6 protein-coding genes are annotated in these 17527 nt (G+C 72.7%); all 6 read left to right on the forward strand.

Going from position 1 to position 17527, the window contains the following annotated elements:
- Positions 1-8: 8 nt before the first annotated feature.
- Entirely contained in the window at positions 9-2264 is a 2256-nt protein-coding gene (locus B2K11_RS01370; protein WP_163616084.1) for a multicopper oxidase family protein, read from the forward strand.
- Positions 2265-2363: 99 nt separating this feature from the next.
- Positions 2364-5090 carry a LuxR C-terminal-related transcriptional regulator gene (locus B2K11_RS01375; protein ID WP_163616086.1) on the forward strand — a complete coding sequence of 909 codons (2727 nt, stop codon included), beginning with the start codon at positions 2364-2366 and terminating at the stop codon, positions 5088-5090.
- Positions 5091-5163: 73 nt separating this feature from the next.
- Positions 5164-7536, forward strand: a complete 2373-nt coding sequence (locus B2K11_RS01380; protein ID WP_163616088.1) for a PEP/pyruvate-binding domain-containing protein — start codon at positions 5164-5166, stop codon at positions 7534-7536.
- A gap of 127 nt (positions 7537-7663) precedes the next feature.
- Positions 7664-9952 (forward strand): LLM class flavin-dependent oxidoreductase, encoded by a 2289-nt coding sequence (locus B2K11_RS01385; RefSeq protein ID WP_163616089.1) that lies wholly within the window; start codon positions 7664-7666, stop codon positions 9950-9952.
- A 517-nt stretch (positions 9953-10469) separates the two neighbouring features.
- Positions 10470-12848, forward strand: a complete 2379-nt coding sequence (locus B2K11_RS01390) for an excinuclease ABC subunit UvrA (RefSeq protein ID WP_163616091.1) — start codon at positions 10470-10472, stop codon at positions 12846-12848.
- Between the two features lie 259 nt (positions 12849-13107).
- Positions 13108-17527, forward strand: a 4420-nt coding sequence (locus B2K11_RS01395) for an Ig-like domain-containing protein (protein WP_163616093.1), incomplete at its 3' end; no start/stop codon positions are given.

Here is a 17527-nt window from a genome sequence, read left to right on the forward strand (position 1 = left end):
CGAAGAACATGTCGGCCGCGGTCCTGCAACTGCTGTACGGCGCAGCGGCCGTCGGGGCGGCCGTCGTCTGGGGCACCCTCGCGACGGGGGGCGGAGGAGCCGGGCGGGAGCGGGCGGACAGCCCCTCCCGCCCCGTCACCTGGGCCCTCGTCGCCACCGGTGCAGCCCTGCTGATCGGACGCCTGCTCATCGCCGCCGCGCTGGCGACGGCATCCGCGTTCTTCGTCCAGGACCGGCTCTGGGGGCTCGCCCTGTCGATTCCGATGGAGGTCGCCGCCGTCGTCGCGTTCGTGCTGCGATGGCAGGTCGCCCGGGCGCTCGCCGGCGGCGCCGCGCTCGCGGCGGGTGCCGAACTGGTCTTCTCGATCGTGCTGGGGGCGCCGGTCGCGACCTGGGCGGCGATCGGGGTGGTCGTCGCCGTGATCGCCGGAGCCGTCTGCTGGGCGCTGGTCGGACTCCGCCGCGGCCGCCGCCCGGCGGCGGCCGCGCTCGCCGCGGGGGCTGCGGGTGTGCTCGCCCTCGCGCTCGTCGGCTGGACCGGCGCGACGGGTCACGGAGGGCTCGCCGACGGAGGCTTCCAGGCGCACGGCCACACCGGTGCCCCGCATCCCCAGCCCGTGCCCGGCGCCGCGCCGGTACCACCGGGCGCCTCAGCGCCAGAGGCGGCCGGGCCGGCGGCGCCCGACGAGCCCGCGGCGCCCGACCTGCCCGCGGCGCCTGAACTGCCGGCGGCGCCGGCGGGAGCGCCCACGGGCGCCGCGCAGGAGGTGCTGGTCACCGCGCTCACCGGCCGGGTGTCGGCATCCGCCCCCCGCCTCGAGGTGGCGCTCGTCGCGCAGCAGCAGGAGGTGACACTGCCCTCCGGCGGCCGGCTCGACGCGTGGACCTTCGGCGAGCTCGGCGGTCCGGCGGTGTCCGCCACGGTGGGGGACGTGCTCGAGGTGCGGCTGGACAACCGCGACATCGCCGACGGCGCGACGGTGCACTGGCACGGCTATCCGGTGCCTGCTGCGGCCGACGGGGTGGCGGGAGTGACCCAGGATGCCGTCGCCCCGGGCGGGTCGCACGTCACGACGTTCCCGCTCACCCGCCCGGGGACGTACTGGTACCACACCCATCAGCTCGGCTCGATCGGGGTGACCCGAGGGCTGTTCGGCACGCTCGTCGTGCAGCCGCCGGGTGGACAGGTCGACGACATCGACATCGTGCTGCCATTGCACACCTATGGAGACGCCGTCGTGTTCGGGTCCGACACCGAGGAGCAGCGCATCGACGCCCGGCCGGGCGACACTGTGCGGGTGCGTCTGGTCAACACCGACCAGCTGGCGCAGCGGTTCACGGTCTCGGGTGCGCCGTTCCACGTCGTGGCGATCGACGGCTCGGAGGTCGAGACGGGCGAGCTCTCGGACTCGGCGATCGAGGTGCCCGCGGGCGGTCGGGTCGACGTGGGGCTGACGATGGGTGCCGGCGCTGTCGCGGTGAGGGCTGAGGCATCCCGCGCCGCCGTTGTCGTGCTCGACGACAGCGCGGCCGGCGGCGACCCGGCCGGCGGCGACGCGGCCGGCGGTGATGCGCCCGGCGGCGATGCGGCCCGTGGCGACCTGCCCGAGGTCGAGCCGGTCCGCACGTTCGACCCGCTGACCGAGGTGACGGCGTCGACGCCGCCTGACACGGCAGCGGCGGAGGCGATCGCGCGTGCCGAGGCTGGGCCCACGCGCCCAGAGGCTCCGGGCGACCCGCCTGCGCCCCCGCAGCCGGAGGCTCCGCTCGACGCGCCAGCGGCGAGTGGAGGGGCAGCGGGGACGGCGTCTGGAGAGGGCGTGGGGACGGTCTTCGACGTCGAAGACGTGCACGTGCTGGACCGGCTGCCGCGGCTCGTGCACGGCGTGCCCCAGTACGCCTACACCGTGAACGGCGCCGTCTACCCGCACATCGCGCCGACGGTCGTCGCCGAGGGCGACGTGGTACGCGTGACGGTGGTGAACCGTGGCTTCGAGACCCACCCGATGCACCCGCACGGGCACACGGTGCGCGTGCTGTCGGTCGACGGGGTGGCGCCGGCGTCGCCGCTGTGGCTGGACACCTTCGATGTCGGCCCCGGCGAGGTGTGGGAGGTCGCCTTCGTCGCCGACAACCCCGGCATCTGGATGGACCACTGCCACAACCTCGACCACGCCGCCCTGGGCATGGTGATGCACATCGCCTACGAGGGGGTGCGGACGCCCCTCGCCGACGGCGGCCACGCCGGCAACGCGCCGGAGTGAGGCTTCGTCGACCCGGGGCGCTGCGGCGGCGAGGCCACGCGACCCGGTGCGCCGCAGCGGCGGAGGCGCTACTGTGGCGGCGAGGCCAGGGGGACTGGCATGCCGCAGCTTCTGGGACGCGACGCGGTGATCAAGCGGGTCGCCGCTGCGGTGGATCGCGCCCTCGGCGCGGGCGGCGGCACGATCGTCGCGAGCGGTCCGGCCGGTGTCGGCACGACCGCGGTGGTCGATGAGGCGCTGCGGCCGCTGCGGGCGAGGGTCGACGCGGCATCGGCGGCGCTGCCGGAGACGGTCCCCACGTCCTCTCCAGACGCCGTCTCCGCTGCCCCTCCACTCGCCGCTGGCGCGCCGCCCGGAGCCTCTGGGCGCATGGGCCCAGGCGGGTCGCCCGGAGCCTCTGGGCGCGTGGGCCCAGCCTCGATCTGGTGGATCGACGATGTGCAGCGGATGCCGCGGGCCGAGGTGGAACGCCTGCGCGAGGCAGCCGCGACGCGGGTCGTCGTGGTGTCGGGGCGGCGGCCCCTCGGCTCGGCGGCGGGTCTCGTGCGCGACGCCGTGCGCGGGGACCCCGCCGCTGTCGTCGACGTCGAGCCGCTGCCGCCGGAGGATGCGCTCGCCGCGGTTGGTGCGGGCGACATCGATGCGGCGCGCGCGTGCGGTGGGCGTCTGAGGCTGCTCGGCGTCTGGTCGGGCGCCATGTCGGCGCCCGATGCGGAGGGCGGCCGGCCTGCCCTGCCGGGCGGAGTGCCGGGGCCGGGCGGCACCGGGCGCCCGCCGGCGGGGGATCCGGTGCCGACGGCCGTGAGCGCGGTCGTGGAGGACCTGCTCGCCGACCTTCCGCCGGATGCTCGGGCCATGTGCGAGGTCATCGCGATCGGCGGCCCCGCTCCGCGGATCGCGGCGATCGAGCAGGTGCTGCAGATCGACGGGTTCGACGATGTGCTCGCGGGGCTCGTCGACGCCGGACTCATCGAGATCGACGGCGTGCGGGTGCGCTCAGCGGTGCCCGTCTGCACGGTCGTCGTCGCAGCGCACGCCGGGGCCGCCCGCGCTGCGGGCCTGCGCGCCGCGTACGCCGAGGGGCTCGCCGGCCTCCCCGGCGTCGATCCCCGCGAGACGGCCGAGCACGTGCGACTCGTCGCCGACCGGCTGCCCCGCGACTTCTCGATCGCGGTGCTGAGGGCGTCGGCCGAACGCCGGCTGGCGGCATCCGATCCCGATGGAGCCGTCGCCGACCTCGAGGTCGCCGCCGCCCTCGCAGAGTCGGCGGTCGACGGCGGCACGCCGGCTGACCGGGTACGCGCGTTCGAGACGCTGTTCGCCCATGCGGTGGCGCGGTATTTCGCAGGTCCGCTCGAGGAGGCGGAGGTGCTCCTGCGCCGCGCCGAGCGCCTCGCCGACGTCGCCACGCCTGCGCAGCGGGACGAGCTCCACCTGTATCGCATCTACCTCAGGGCGGATCGCGGCACGCCCGCCGCCACCCCGCTGACAGTGGGCGTCTACGACACCCCCGATCATCGTGCGGCGATGGCGGTGCGGCACCTGTTCCTGGCCGACCGTGGCGACGATCTCGTCGAGACCGATGCCGTGTGCGCGGTCCTCGTCGGATTCGACGGCGACGACGCGACGCCCACCGGGCGCGGAGCCGCGGCGCTCGGCCGCTCGGTGCGGGCATCGATCGCCGGAGACCTGGAGCTTGCTGAGAACCAGGCGGCTCAGGGGTTCGCAGTAGCAGGCGACGCCGCGCCGGAGCTGGCCGGCGCGCTGCTGCGCGAACTCATCCGGCTGTGCACGCTGCGGGGCGATCTCGAGGCCGCCCAGCGCTATGCCGCGACGCCGTTCGACGGACGCGTGCCGCGTGCGGTCGAGGCATCCGTCGTTGTTCAGCGCGCCGCCGTCGCCACGATGCGGGGCGATCTCATCGCCGCGACCGAGAACGCCGAGCGCGCCCTGACGATGACCCGCGCGGCGCCGGTGCCGCGCGGGCTGGTGCGGTGCGCGGCGTGGGTGGCGCTGCTGAGCGCGATGCGCGGCGACGTCGCGCGGGCGCGATCGCTCGTCGCCGAGGCCGGACGCATCTTCCCCCTCGAGGGCAATCTGCTGCTCGCGACCATCGTGCAGCTCGCCCGCGCGCAGCTGGCCCTGCGCGACGGCGGATCGATGCCGCCGTCGTTCGAGTTCCGCATGGAGCGGACCGAAGGGCCGTCGCGCCTGCTGCTGCCCATGCTGTCGGCGCGGCTGGCGCTCCAGCACGGCGACGACGCGGTCCTCGATCTCGCCCTCGCCGAGCTCGACAGGCTGGCGACGAGCCCGCCCGCCGCCGCCCTCGCGCAGCGCGTGCGGGCGCTGCGCCTCGTGCCCACCCGCGGTCGCCGAGACGCGATCGAGGCGCTCGACGACAGTGCGACCACCCTCGCCGGCCTCGGATTCGCCGGGCTCGCCGCCGAGACCCGGCTGGAATGGGCCGAGCTCGCCGCGGAGCGCGGTGAAGCCTCGGCACGGGACGCGGTGCTCGAACTGGTGCCGTATTTCGACACGCAGGGCCTCGACGACTGGGGCGATCGCGCGCGCCGGCTCGCGCGCACCATCGGCGTGCGGATCGGTGGCCGCCGGGGAGGCGCGGGGGAGCTCACCCGCCGCGAGTCCGAGGTCGTCGATCTGGTCGTGGCGGGTCTGTCGAACGCCGAGATCGCGCGGCGGCTCTTCCTCAGCGAACGCACCGTCGAGACCCACCTGCAGCATGTCTACCGCCGGCTGGGCGTCGAATCGCGGCTCGCGCTGGTGCAGCGGTGGGCGGCGGGCGCGGATGGCCAGGCCGCGTCGTGAAGGGGGGCTGCGTCGTGAAAAGTACGTACCGCAACGGATGCCGGCTGCCGGTACTCGAGCGGAGCATGGCGATATGAGAACCATCGAAGCGATCCCTCTCACGGCCGCACTCCCGCGCCACGGCGGCAAGGCGGAGGGCCTGGCCGCGCTGCTCGCCACCGGCTTGCCCGTGCCCCCCGGCGTCGTCTTCGACGCGGCACCCCGCGCGGCCGCTCCCTCGATCGCGAGCGCTGCGGTCGCCATCGCCCGGGTGCACGCGTGGGACACGGTCGCGGTGCGGTCGTCCGCTGAAGGAGAGGACGGTGCCGTCTCGTCGGGGGCGGGCGCGTACGAGACGGTGCTGAGCGTTCCCGCCGGCGACGTCGACGCCATGACCGCCGCCGTCGACACGGTGCTCGGCTCGATCGGCGAGTCCGGTGCGGTGATCGTGCAGCAGATGGTGATGGCGGATGCCGCGGGCGTCACGTTCACCGTCGACCCCCTGACCGGCGCGCCCGCGGTCGTCGTGAACGCGGTCGCGGGGCTGGGCGCCGCACTGGTGTCGGGCGCTACGACGCCCTGGGTGCAGCGGTTCGACCGTGACGACGAGGGCGCGGTGTCCACCGACACGCTCGACCTCGACGGCGCACCTCTCGACGCCACCCCGCTCCGCGAGGTGATCCGGCTGTCACTCCTCGCCGAGCAGGCCCGCGGCGGTCCCCAGGACGTCGAGTGGGCCGTCGAGGACGGCGCGGTGTGGCTCGTGCAGTCGCGCCCCGTGACGGCGCTCGCGGAGCAGATTCCGGTGGAGATCGTCGTGCCGCCCGGGTATTGGGTGCGTGACCCCACGCACGGCCGCCTTCCCCGTACGCGGATGACGTCGAGCGTCGTCGACGAAGGCGCGGCGGTGGGTCCGCTGAACCTGGAGTGGGGTCTGCTCGCGACGTTCGCGGGCGCGCGTATCGGCGGCTGGCACTACCTCACCATCGTCCCCGTCGGCGCTCCGCCGCCCGCACCGGGCAAGGCTCCGCCGACACTGCCGGGGTGGCTCGTCTCCACGCTCGTCCGCACATCGCGCGAGGGCAGGGCCCGGTTGCGGGTGGCGCGGCACGCGATGAGGTCGGATGCCGCCTCCCGCCTGCTGGCCGAGTGGGAGGATCACCTGCGCGACGACCTGCGGACCGGCATCCTGGCGTCACAAGATGTGGACCTCGGCGGTCTGGACGATGACGCTCTCGCTGCGGAGCTGCGTGCCCGGGCGGAGACCATGCGCCGCAGCATCCAACTGCACTTCCGCGTTGCGATGCCCTACGGGCTGGGGATCTTCCATCTCGTCGAGTTCTGCCGAGCCCGCCTCGGCTGGGCGCCGGAGCAGACGCTCGACATGCTGTCGGGGCTGGCCGCCGTCGCATCCGACCCCGGGCGCGCGCTCGCGGCGATCGCGGCGATGCCCCCGGACAGCCCGGATCGCGCCGACGCGTACGAGCGGTTCCTCCGCTACTACGGCTGCCGCGCGCTCGACATCGAGGTGGCCGAGCCCACCCTCGCCGAGTCCCCGCACCTGCTGAACGCGCTGCTGGCCGCTGCCGCGGAGGCGGGCTCGGTCGACGGTGACATCGCGCGGGCGGACGCGCGTCGCGAGGTCGCCGACCGCGCGCGCACGCAGCTGTCCGGCTCCCCAGGTGGGCGTTCGCGGCTCGCCGAGTTCGACCGGCTGCTCGCCGGCGCCGAGCGGGTCTACGGGCTGCGCGACGACAACGTGTTCCTCACGGCCGACGCGCCGCTCGCACTCGTGCGGTATGCCGCGCTCGAGGCCGGCCGCCGTCTCGCCGCGCGGGAGACCCTCGATGCCCCCGACGACGTCTTCCATCTCACGGCCGAAGAAGCCGCGGCGGCGCTCGGCTCGAAGCATCCTCTCGACGACGTGCGCGCGCAGGCGCGGCGTGCCCGCGGCGAACGCGCGTGGGCCATCGCGCACCCCGGACCGATCAGCTACGGCGAGGATCCGGGGCCGGCGCCGAGGTTCACGTGGCTCACGCGGGCGGAGCGCACTCCGACCGAGGCCGAGATGCTCATGGGCGAGCTCATCATGCCCGGCATCACCGCGCTCTCCGAGGGCGACGACGGCGTGCTGCGCGGCGTGCCCGCGTCGCCGGGGCACGTGACCGGGCCGGTGCGCGTCGTGCACGCCGAGGCCGACTTCCACCGCATCGAGCCGGGCGACATCGTCGTCTGCCCGGGCACGCGGCCGTCGTGGTCGGTGATCTTCCCGATGATCGGAGGCCTCGTGGCCGACGCCGGGGGAGCCCTGTCGCACCCCGCGATCATCGCGCGGGAGTACGGGGTCCCGGCGGTCGTCGCAGCCGTCGGCGCCACCGGCACCCTGCGCGACGGCGAGATCGTCACGATCGACGGCAGCGCGGGCACCGTGCACCGCCGGACGGAGCGCCGGGCGGGCGAAGACTAAGCCGTGGAGCACCGGGCCGTCGAGCACGGGGCTGGCGGAGAGCCGCGCCCGCGCGCACCGCGACCATGACTCCGAGGTGCCGGCAGTGCGAGGAACAATCGGCCGCGCGTATGCGTTCGCATAGACCGTGGACTACGGACACCCGCTCGAATTCGGCGCATTCATCACCCCGGCGGCCGCGACCCCGGAGGCCCCGGTGCTGCTGGCGCAGGTGGCCGAGGCATCCGGTCTCGATCTCGTCACCTTCCAGGACCACCCTTATCAGCCCGCGTTCCTCGACACGTGGACACTCATGTCGTTCGTCGCGGCGCGCACCGACTCCATCCGGATCGCACCGAACGTGCTCAACGTGCCGCTGCGCCCGCCCGCGGTCGTGGCGCGGGCCGCGGCCAGCATCGACCTGCTCTCGGGCGGCCGTTTCGACCTCGCGCTCGGCGCCGGAGGGTTCTGGGACGCGATCGAGGCCATGGGCGGCACGCGCCTGACGCCCGGCCAGGCGGTCACGGCGCTCGAAGAGGCGATCGACCTCATCCGCGAGCTGTGGCGCACCGACCAGCGCGGCGGCGTGTTCACCGACGGCCGGTACCACCGGGCGCACGGTGCGAAGCGGGGTCCGCGGCCCGCGCACGAGGTCCCGATCCACATCGGCGCGTACAAGCCGCGCATGCTCTCGCTCACCGGCCGCAAGGGCGACGGCTGGCTGCCGTCGCTCGGCTACATGCAGCCGGGCGACCTCGCCAAGGGCAACGCGGCGATCGACGAGGCGGCGCAGTCCGTCGGCCGCGACCCGCGCGAGATCCGCCGCCTGCTCAACGTCGGGCAGCTCGCCGCAGACCCGGGCGAGTTCGCCGAGCGCCTCGCGCAGCTCGCGCTCGAGGACGGCATCGGCACGTTCATCCTCGCCGGCGACGACCCGAACCTCCTGCAGCGCTTCGGCGAAGAGGTCGCGCCCGCGGTCCGCGATCTCGTCGCGGCCGAACGGGGCACCCGCGGCGTCTCCTCCGCACCGGCCCGCTCGTCCGCGGCGCTCGCCGCGCGCCGCGACGGCATCGCCTACGACGACGTGCCGGTCGGCCTGCGTGCGATCGAGCCCGGCGACTTCGAGTACGGCGACGTGCGCGCGACCTACATGCGCGGCGGCGCGCCGGGGATCGTGCTGCAGCCCGCGTCGGCCGAGCAGGTCGCAGAGGCCATCGGCTTCGCGCGGCGGCATCCCGAGCTCCCGCTCTCGGTCCGCAGCGGTGGCCACGGCATCAGCGGCCGCAGCACCAACGACGGCGGCATCGTGATCGACCTCCGCAGCCTCGACGAGATCGAGGTGCTCGACGCCGATCGCCGGCTCGTGCGGATCGGCCCCGGCGCCCGCTGGGCGCAGGTCGCCGCCGTGCTCGGCGAGCACGGCTGGGCGCTCACCTCCGGCGACTACGGCGGCGTGGGCGTCGGCGGGCTCGCCACGGCGGGCGGCATCGGCCTGCTGGCGCGGGAGCACGGCCTCACCATCGACCACCTGCGCGCGGCCGAGGTGGTGCTCGCCGACGGCTCGATCGTCCGGACGGATGCCTCGACCCACCCCGACCTGTTCTGGGCAGTCCGCGGGGCCGGCGCCAACGTGGGCGTCGTCACGGCGTTCGAGTTCGAGGTCGACGAGGTGGGCCAGGTGGGCTACGCGCAGCTCGCGTTCCAGGTCGACGACGTGGCGGCATTCCTCGAGGGCTACGGCCGCATCGTCGAGGCGTCGCCCCGCGACCTCACCCTCTTCCTGCTGACCGGCGGCCCCCGGCCCGGCCAGCCGCAACCTGGCCGCCGGCAGCCGCTGGAGTGGGTCGTGCAGCTGTATGGCGTCGTCGATTCCGACGACCCCGACACGATCATCGCCCGCCTGCAGCCGTTCGCCGAGCTCGCGCCGCTCGTGCAGCAGTCGGTGCAGCTGACGACGTACGCGCAGATCATGGCGAATGCCGATCTCGGTCCGCAGCACGGCGCCGGCGAGCCGCACTCCCGCTCGGGTCTCATCGAGCACGTCACGCCGGCCTTCGCCGCGGCGGCGGCACGGATGCTGGAATCCGGCGCCGTGCCCTTCTTCCAGCTGCGCGCGGTCGGCGGGGCGGTGGCCGACGTCGCCGAAGACGCGACGGCGTACGCCAACCGGTCGGCGAACTTCTCCGTGGCGGCCCTCGGCTCCCACCCGGACCGCCTCGACGCCCAGTGGCGGACGCTGGCGGCGCACGTCCGGGGGTCGTATCTCAGCTTCGATTCGTCGGAGCGGCCGGAGCGGATCGCCGAGGCCTTCCCGCCCGCGACGCTCGCCCGGCTGCAGGCGATCAAGGCGGCGTACGACCCGAGCAGCGTCTTCCGCGACAACTTCGCGGTCGAGCCCGCCGCGCCGACCGCGCCCGCCGAGGCAGACGCCGCCTGACCCGTCGCGCGGGCGATGACGGCTTTGCGCGTCCCACTTTCCGCCCGTCGTGTCCCAGTTCGGACCGCAAGACAGGCCGCACACGCGCGAAAGTGGGACATGCTCGGCCCGAGCCCGCCGCGAGCGCGGCCTGACGACGACGCCGGACCCGTCGCGCGGGCGATGACGGCTTTGCGCGTCCCACTTTCCGCCCGTCGTGTCCCAGTTCAGACCGCAAGACAGGCCGCACACGCGCGAAAGTGGGACATCCTCGGCCCGAGCCCGCCGCGAGCGCGGCCTGACGACGACGCCGGGCCCGTCGCGCCGGCCACGACGGCGTTGCGCGTCCCACCTTCCGCCCGTCGTGTCCCACTTAAGTGCGCAAGACAGGCCGCATACGCGCGAAAGTGGGACATGCTCCGGCGGGCCTAGGCGTGTCGGAGCCGGGAATGCCGGCGCCGGGGCCGGCCGGGGTCGCAACCGGGACCGAGCAGGATTCAGGAAGCGCGGTGTCCGCATCGCCGGGCAGACTGTGGGCATGGCAGAGAACCCCCCTTCGCACGTCGCCGATTCGCACGAGGTCATCCGCGTCGTCGGCGCGCGTCAGAACAACCTGAAGAACGTGTCGGTCGAGATCCCGAAGCGCCGGCTCACGGTCTTCACGGGGGTAAGCGGCTCGGGCAAGTCGTCGCTGGTGTTCGGCACCATCGCGAACGAGTCGCAGCGGCTCATCAATGAGACGTACCCGACGTTCGTGCAGCAGTTCATGGGGCAACTGAGTCGTCCCGACGTCGATGCACTCGAGAACGTCAGCCCTGCGATCATCGTCGACCAGGAGCGCATGGGCTCCAACGCGCGGTCGACCGTCGGCACCGCGACCGATGCCCACGCGATGCTGCGCCTGCTCTTCAGCCGCATCGGGCAGCCGCACGTCGGTTCGCCGCAGGCTTTCTCGTTCAACATCCCGTCGGTGTCGGGCGCGGGGGCGGTGACGATGGAGAAGGGCGGCAAGAAGGTCAAGGAGCGCCGCTCGTTCGAGATCACCGGCGGCATGTGCCCGCGCTGCGAGGGCCTCGGCGAGGTGAGCGACGTCGACCTCGACGAGCTGTACGACAAGACCAAGTCGCTCGCCGAGGGTGCGATGACGGTGCCGGGCTACAACGTCGACGGCTGGATGGTGAAGGGGTTCACCGAGTCCGGATTCGTCGACCCGAACAAGGCGATCCAGGACTACACCGACCAGGAGCGCGAGGACTTCCTCTACAAGGAGCCGACGAAGGTCAAGATCAACGGCATCAACATGACCTACGAGGGTCTCGTGCCGAAGATCACGAAGTCGTTCCTCCAGAAGGACCGCGACTCGCTGCAGCCGCATGTCCGCGCGTTCGTCGACCGGGCGGTGAAGTTCATGCCGTGCCCCGACTGCGGCGGCTCGCGGCTGAACGAGGGCGCCCGGTCGTCCAAGATCAAGGGGATCAGCATCGCGGATGCCGCGGCCATGCAGATCACGGATCTCGCAGCCTGGCTCCACACGGTGGACGACCCGTCCGTCGCGCCGCTGATGAGCGGGCTCCGGCAGGCGATCGCGTCGTTCATCGACATCGGTCTCGGCTACCTGTCGCTGGACCGTTCGTCGGGCACGCTCTCGGGCGGCGAGGCGCAGCGCACCAAGATGATCCGCCACCTCGGCTCGCCGCTCACCGACATCAGCTATGTCTTCGACGAGCCGACGGCCGGGCTGCATCCGCACGACATCGAGCGCATGAACCGGCTGCTGAAGCTGCTGCGCGACAAGGGCAACACCGTGCTCGTGGTCGAGCACAAGCCCGAGGTGATCGAGATCGCCGACCACGTCGTCGACCTCGGGCCGGGTGCCGGTCGCGCGGGCGGCGAGGTGCAGTACGAGGGGGATGTCGCGGGCCTGCGCGCGTCGGGCACCATCACGGGCCGCCACCTCGACGACCGCGCGCGGCTGAAGCCGTCGACCCGCGCTCCGAAGGGCGCGCTCGAGATCCGCGGCGCCACCCAGCACAACCTGAAGAACGTCGACGTGGATGTGCCCCTCGGCATCCTGACCGTCGTCACCGGCGTGGCGGGATCCGGCAAGTCCTCGCTCATCCACGGCAACGTCCCGGCCTTCGACGACGTCGTGGAGGTCGACCAGTCGCCGATCAAGGGCAACCGGCGCTCGAGTCCCGCCACGTACACCGGCATCCTCGACACCGTCCGATCGGCCTTCGCGAAGGCCAACGGCGTGAAACCGGCGCTGTTCAGCGCCAACTCCGAGGGTGCGTGCCCGGCGTGCCGCGGCCTCGGCGTGATCATCACGAACCTCGGCTTCACGCAGACCGTCGAGACGCTGTGCGAGCTGTGCGAGGGGTCGGGCTTCAGCGACGAGGTGCTCGAGTACACGCTGGAGGGCAAGAACATCGCGGAGGTGCTCGCGATGTCGGCGTCCGAGGCGGCGGCGTTCTTCGCCAAGGGGCCCGCCCACACGATCCTGGTGCGCATGATCGACGTGGGCCTCGGGTATCTCACGCTCGGTCAGGCGCTGAACACCCTGTCGGGAGGTGAGCGCCAGCGCCTCAAGCTGGCGATCTCGATGTCGAAGAAGGGCGCGATCTACGTGCTCGACGAGCCGACCACCGGCCTGCACCTCGCCGACGTCGAGAACATGCTCGGGATGCTGGACCGCCTCGTGGAGGCGGGCAACAGCGTGATCGTGATCGAGCACCACCAGGCCGTCATGGCCCACGCCGACTGGATCATCGACATCGGTCCGGGTGCGGGCCACGACGGCGGCGCGATCGTGTTCGAGGGGACTCCGGCGGACCTCGTCGCGAGCGCCGACACGCTCACCGCCCAGCACCTGCGCGAGTACGTCGGCGCGTCGGCGGTCGCCGCGACCGGCGCGTGATCGCGCGCGGCCGGGTACGCCCGGCCGCGCCTGAAGCGCTCGCTCGTGCGGACTCGCCCGTGGATGGGTGTTTGTCCCCATCGCTGCGCTCTGATCAGGCCGATTACGATTCGGATGTTGGCACTCCCCGTCCAATAGCACTCCCTGCGGCGGGTTAGGCTGAACCGTCCCCCAATGTCTTTTGTGAGCGCCCGACGCCCCACGTCAGGTCCCGACGCCACGTACAGACGCACGACACCCCGGAGGTGGCCGAGGTTCGATGAGGTCTTTCACCTGGCTTCGCGCGCGCCCTCGCACCCTCGCATCGGCCGGCGCCGTCACGGCTGCCGCCGTCACCATCACGACGCTCGCGTTCGTCTATCAGGGCGTGCCCACCACCGAGGTCGACCTGCACGACGGCGGTGTCTGGGTCACCAAGCAGTCGAGCCTCCTCGTCGGCCACTTCAACCACGAGTCGCAGGTGCTCGACGGGGGCCTGCGCACCACCAGCGACGATTACGACATCCTCCAGTCGGGGTCGACGGTGCTCATGGTCGACGATGCCGGCTCCACGGTGGGCGTCATCGACCCGGGAATGGTCGCGATGTCGGGCGCCGCGGCCCTGCCGGGCGACGCCGATGTGGCCCTCGGCGGCGAGACCGTCGCCATCCTCGATCGCGCGTCGGGCGACCTGTGGGTCGTCCAGAGCCAGAGCGTGGGGACGTTTCAGATCGAGGGCGCCGACCCGGTCGTGAATGTCGGAAAGGGCGCGGATGTCGCGGTCGGCGTCGACGGCGTCGTCTACGCGGTCTCGTCTGAGAGCGCCGAGCTGGTCACGGTCCGCACCGGCGCCGACGGTACCCCCGAGGACCCGGCCCGCAGCGGCCTGCCCGACGTGGATGACAAGGCGGAGCTGTCGATCACGGCGGTCGGCGACAAGCCGGTCGTGCTCGACGCCGCCACCGGCACCGTCATCGTCGACGGCCGCGCGACGGTTGTCGACGGCGGTCGCAACGCCGCACTGCAGCAGCCCTCCGCCGCGTCCGACGCGGTCTCGCTCTCGACGGAGTCGGCGTTCGTGCGCCTGCCGTTCGACAGCTCCGAGCCGACGACGGTGAAGGCCGGGTCCGAGGGCGCACCCGCCGAGCCCGTCTGGCTCGACGGCTGCGGCTACGCCGCGTGGACCGGCTCGGGCCGGTTCGTGCGGGACTGCGCGGGCGAGCGCGACGACCTCGCCGTCGACATCGACGGCATCGAGCCGACGTCGCTGCTGAAGTTCCGCGTGAACCGTGACGTCGTGGTGCTCAACGACATCATCGGCGGGGCCACCTGGATGGCTGCAGAAGATCTGCAGCGGGTCGACAACTGGGACGAGATCACTCCTCCCGAGGGCGAGACCGAGGACGACGAGCAGACCACGGAGGAGACGACCGAGACGGTCCTGCCCGAGCGCTCCGAGATCAACACCCCGCCCGACGCCAACGACGACGACCTCGGCGTCCGCCCGGGCCGCACCACCATCCTTCCCCTGCTCGACAACGACAGCGATCCCGACGGCGACGTGCTGACGACGCGGGTGCTCGACGGTGGTCCGTCGGTCGGCGACGTGCAGTCGATCGAGAACGGCCGTGCGCTGCAGATCGCGGTGCCCGAGGACGCGCAGGGCACGACGTCGTTCACCTATGAGGTCGCCGATGGCCGCGGTGGCACCGACACCGCGAAGGTGTCGCTCTCGGTGCGCGGCTGGGATGTGAACGCGCCGCCGACGCAGACGCGCGTCACGACGGTGGCCGTCGAGGCCGGCGGCACGATCACGTACAACGTCCTGCCCGACTGGATCGACCCCGACGGCGACGACGTGTTCCTCAGCTCCGTCGTGCCGGCCGAGGGCGACGAGGCCGACTTCACGTCGGACGGGCGCATCACCTATCGGGCGGTCGGCGGCACCCAGGGTCGCAAGGACGTCGAGATCACGGTCTCGGACGGCTCGGACGTGACCGTCGGCGCCGTGCGGTTCGACGTGCGACCCGTCGGCTCGATCGACCCGGTCACGAACGCGGATTACATCGCCGTGCGCACCGGTCAGACGGCGACCGTCTCGCCGCTAGCCAACGACGTCGGTGCGGGCCGCGAGCCGCTGCGCCTGGCACGCGTCGACCCGGTGTCCGGGGCCGACATCGTCCCCGACTACTCCAGCAAGACCTTCTCGTTCCGCTCCGCGACGCCCGGCACCTACTACGTCCAGTACATGGTGGCCGCAGGTGCCGCCGGCATCCCCGGCATCGTGCGCGTCGACGTGATCCCCGAGGGCGAGACCGATCTGCCGCCGGTCGCCGTGCGCGACGTCGCGCTTCTGCCGAGCGGCGGCGAAGTGCTCGTCAACGTGCTGACGAACGACTCCGACCCCTCCGGCGGCATCCTCGTCGTGCAGTCAGTGACCGTCGAGCCGAACTCCGGGATCGCGGTCGCCGTGCTCAACCACGAGACGCTGCGCATCAGCGACCAGGGCGCGCTCTCGGAGCAGGTGCGCATCTCGTACCGCATCTCCAACGGCTCGCAGTCGGCCGAGGGCGATGTCATCGTCATCCCCATTCCGGCGCCCGCGCAGTTGCGGCCGCCGGTCGCGAACGACGACCAGGTGGTCGTGCGCGCCGGCGACGTCGTGACGATCCCCGTGCTCGACAACGACTACCACCCCAACGGCGACACGATCCACGTCGCCCCGGACCTCGTGCCGCCGCTCACCGATCCCGAGGATGGCGAGGTCTTCGTCTCGCAGGACACCGTCCGCTTCCGGGCCTCCGACGAGCCCGGCACCGTCTACGCGACCTATGAGGCCGTCGACAGCACCGGACAGAAGGATGCCGGCTACATCACCATCCAGGTGATCCCGGTGAACGCCGAGACCAATGCGGCTCCGCGACCGCGCGACCTCACCGCGCGGGTGCTCGCCGGCAGCCGTGTGAACATCGCGGTGCCGCTGGACGGCATCGACGACGACGGCGACTCCGTGGAGCTCGTCGGAATCGCGTCGTCGCCCGGCAAGGGCCGCGTCGTCGAGACGGGTTCGGACTCCCTCGTCTACGAGGCCTTCGACGACACCGCCGGCGTGGACACGTTCACGTATCGCGTGCGCGACCGCCTCGGTGCTGAGGCGACCGCGACGATCCGGATCGGCATCGCGCCGCCCGAGGGCGTGAACCAGGCGCCCTATGCGGTCAAGGACTCCGTCATCATGCGACCCGACCGCTCGGTCGCCGTGCCGGTGCTCGCGAACGACTCCGACCCCGACGGCGACGAGTACGGCATCGTCAAGAACGGGCTGATCCTGCCCGACGTCGCCGGCCTCACGGCGAAGGTCCAGGGCAACCGCGTCGTCGTGACGTCGCCCTCCGAGCCCGTCGAGACGTCGCTGCGCTACACCATCCGTGACGCCCGCGGCGCCGAGGCGAAGGCCGTGCTGCAGATCACCGTCGCCGACGACGTGCCGCTGCAGAAGCCGATCGCGCGTGACGACTACGTCCGCGCCGCCGATGTCGAAGAGGGCGTCGTCGACCTCGAGGTGCTCGCCAACGACGAGGATCCCGACGGCACGGTCGAAGACCTCGAGCTCACCGTGGCCGACCCGACGTCGCGCGTGCTCGCGGACGGCACGGTGCGGATCACGCTCGACGACACCGACCGCCTCCTGACCTACACGCTCACCGACCGCGACGGGAACGAGGCATCCGCCTTCATCCACGTTCCGGCGCTGTCGTCGCTGCCGCCGACCCTGCTGTCGACCGAGCCGGTCGAGGTGAAGAGCGGCGAGACCGTCGAGCTGCCGCTCGCCGATCACGTCCGCGCGGCGGGCGGCGGCAAGGTCGTCATCACCGAGGCCGCCAAGGTCACGGCCGCGCACAACGACGGCTCGTCGCTCATCAAGGACCAGACGACGCTGGTGTACACGTCGGCCGCCGGGTACTTCGGCCCCGATGCCATCACCTTCGAGGTCACCGACGGCACCGGCCCCGACGATCCCGAAGGCCGCAAAGCCACGCTGACCCTGCCGATCACGGTGCTGCCGCCCGAGAACCAGCAGCCGACCTTCGTCAACGGGCAGATGGATGTCGCGCCCGGCGAGGATGCCACGGCACTCGACCTCGGCGGGCTCACCACCGATCCCGATCCTGAGGACGCCGACGGCATCGAGTACACGATCGTCGGCGGATCGCCCGACGGCATGACGGCGTCGATCGAGGGCGACGAGCTGCGCGTGCGGGCGGCGACGGAGACGGAAAAGGGCACCGCCGCGACGATCCGCCTGCGCATCCACGACGGCACGACCGAGCCCATCGAGGGGGCCGTCACCGTCCGCGTGATCGCCTCCACGCGCGACCTCCCCATGGCCAACGACGACATCGTCCCCGAGGCGCACCAGGGCAAGACCGTCGCGGTGCCGGTGCTCGGCAACGACGTGAACCCTTTCCCCGACAAGGCGCTGAAGGTCACCACGGCGATCCTCGAGACGGGGCAGGGCGACGTGGAGGTCGCGGGTGACGAGGTCAGGGTCACCCCCGACGCCAAGTTCTTCGGCACGATGGTCGTGCGCTATCGCGTGCAGGATGCCACGGGCGACCCCGACCGCGAGGTCGATGGCCGCATCCGCCTCACGGTGCAGGGCAAGCCCGACGAACCCGGCACACCGACCGTCTCGAGCG

Origin of the sequence: Microbacterium sp. B35-30 (assembly GCF_010634855.1) — a bacterium.
Classification (GTDB): domain Bacteria; phylum Actinomycetota; class Actinomycetes; order Actinomycetales; family Microbacteriaceae; genus Microbacterium.

Coding starts and splice junctions, on each gene's coding strand:
- B2K11_RS01370 (WP_163616084.1), top strand. CDS start 9: ATGTCGGCCGCGGTCCTGCAACTGCTGTACGGCGCAGCGGCCGTCGGG.
- B2K11_RS01375 (WP_163616086.1), top strand. CDS start 2,364: ATGCCGCAGCTTCTGGGACGCGACGCGGTGATCAAGCGGGTCGCCGCT.
- B2K11_RS01380 (WP_163616088.1), top strand. CDS start 5,164: ATGAGAACCATCGAAGCGATCCCTCTCACGGCCGCACTCCCGCGCCAC.
- B2K11_RS01390 (WP_163616091.1), top strand. CDS start 10,470: ATGGCAGAGAACCCCCCTTCGCACGTCGCCGATTCGCACGAGGTCATC.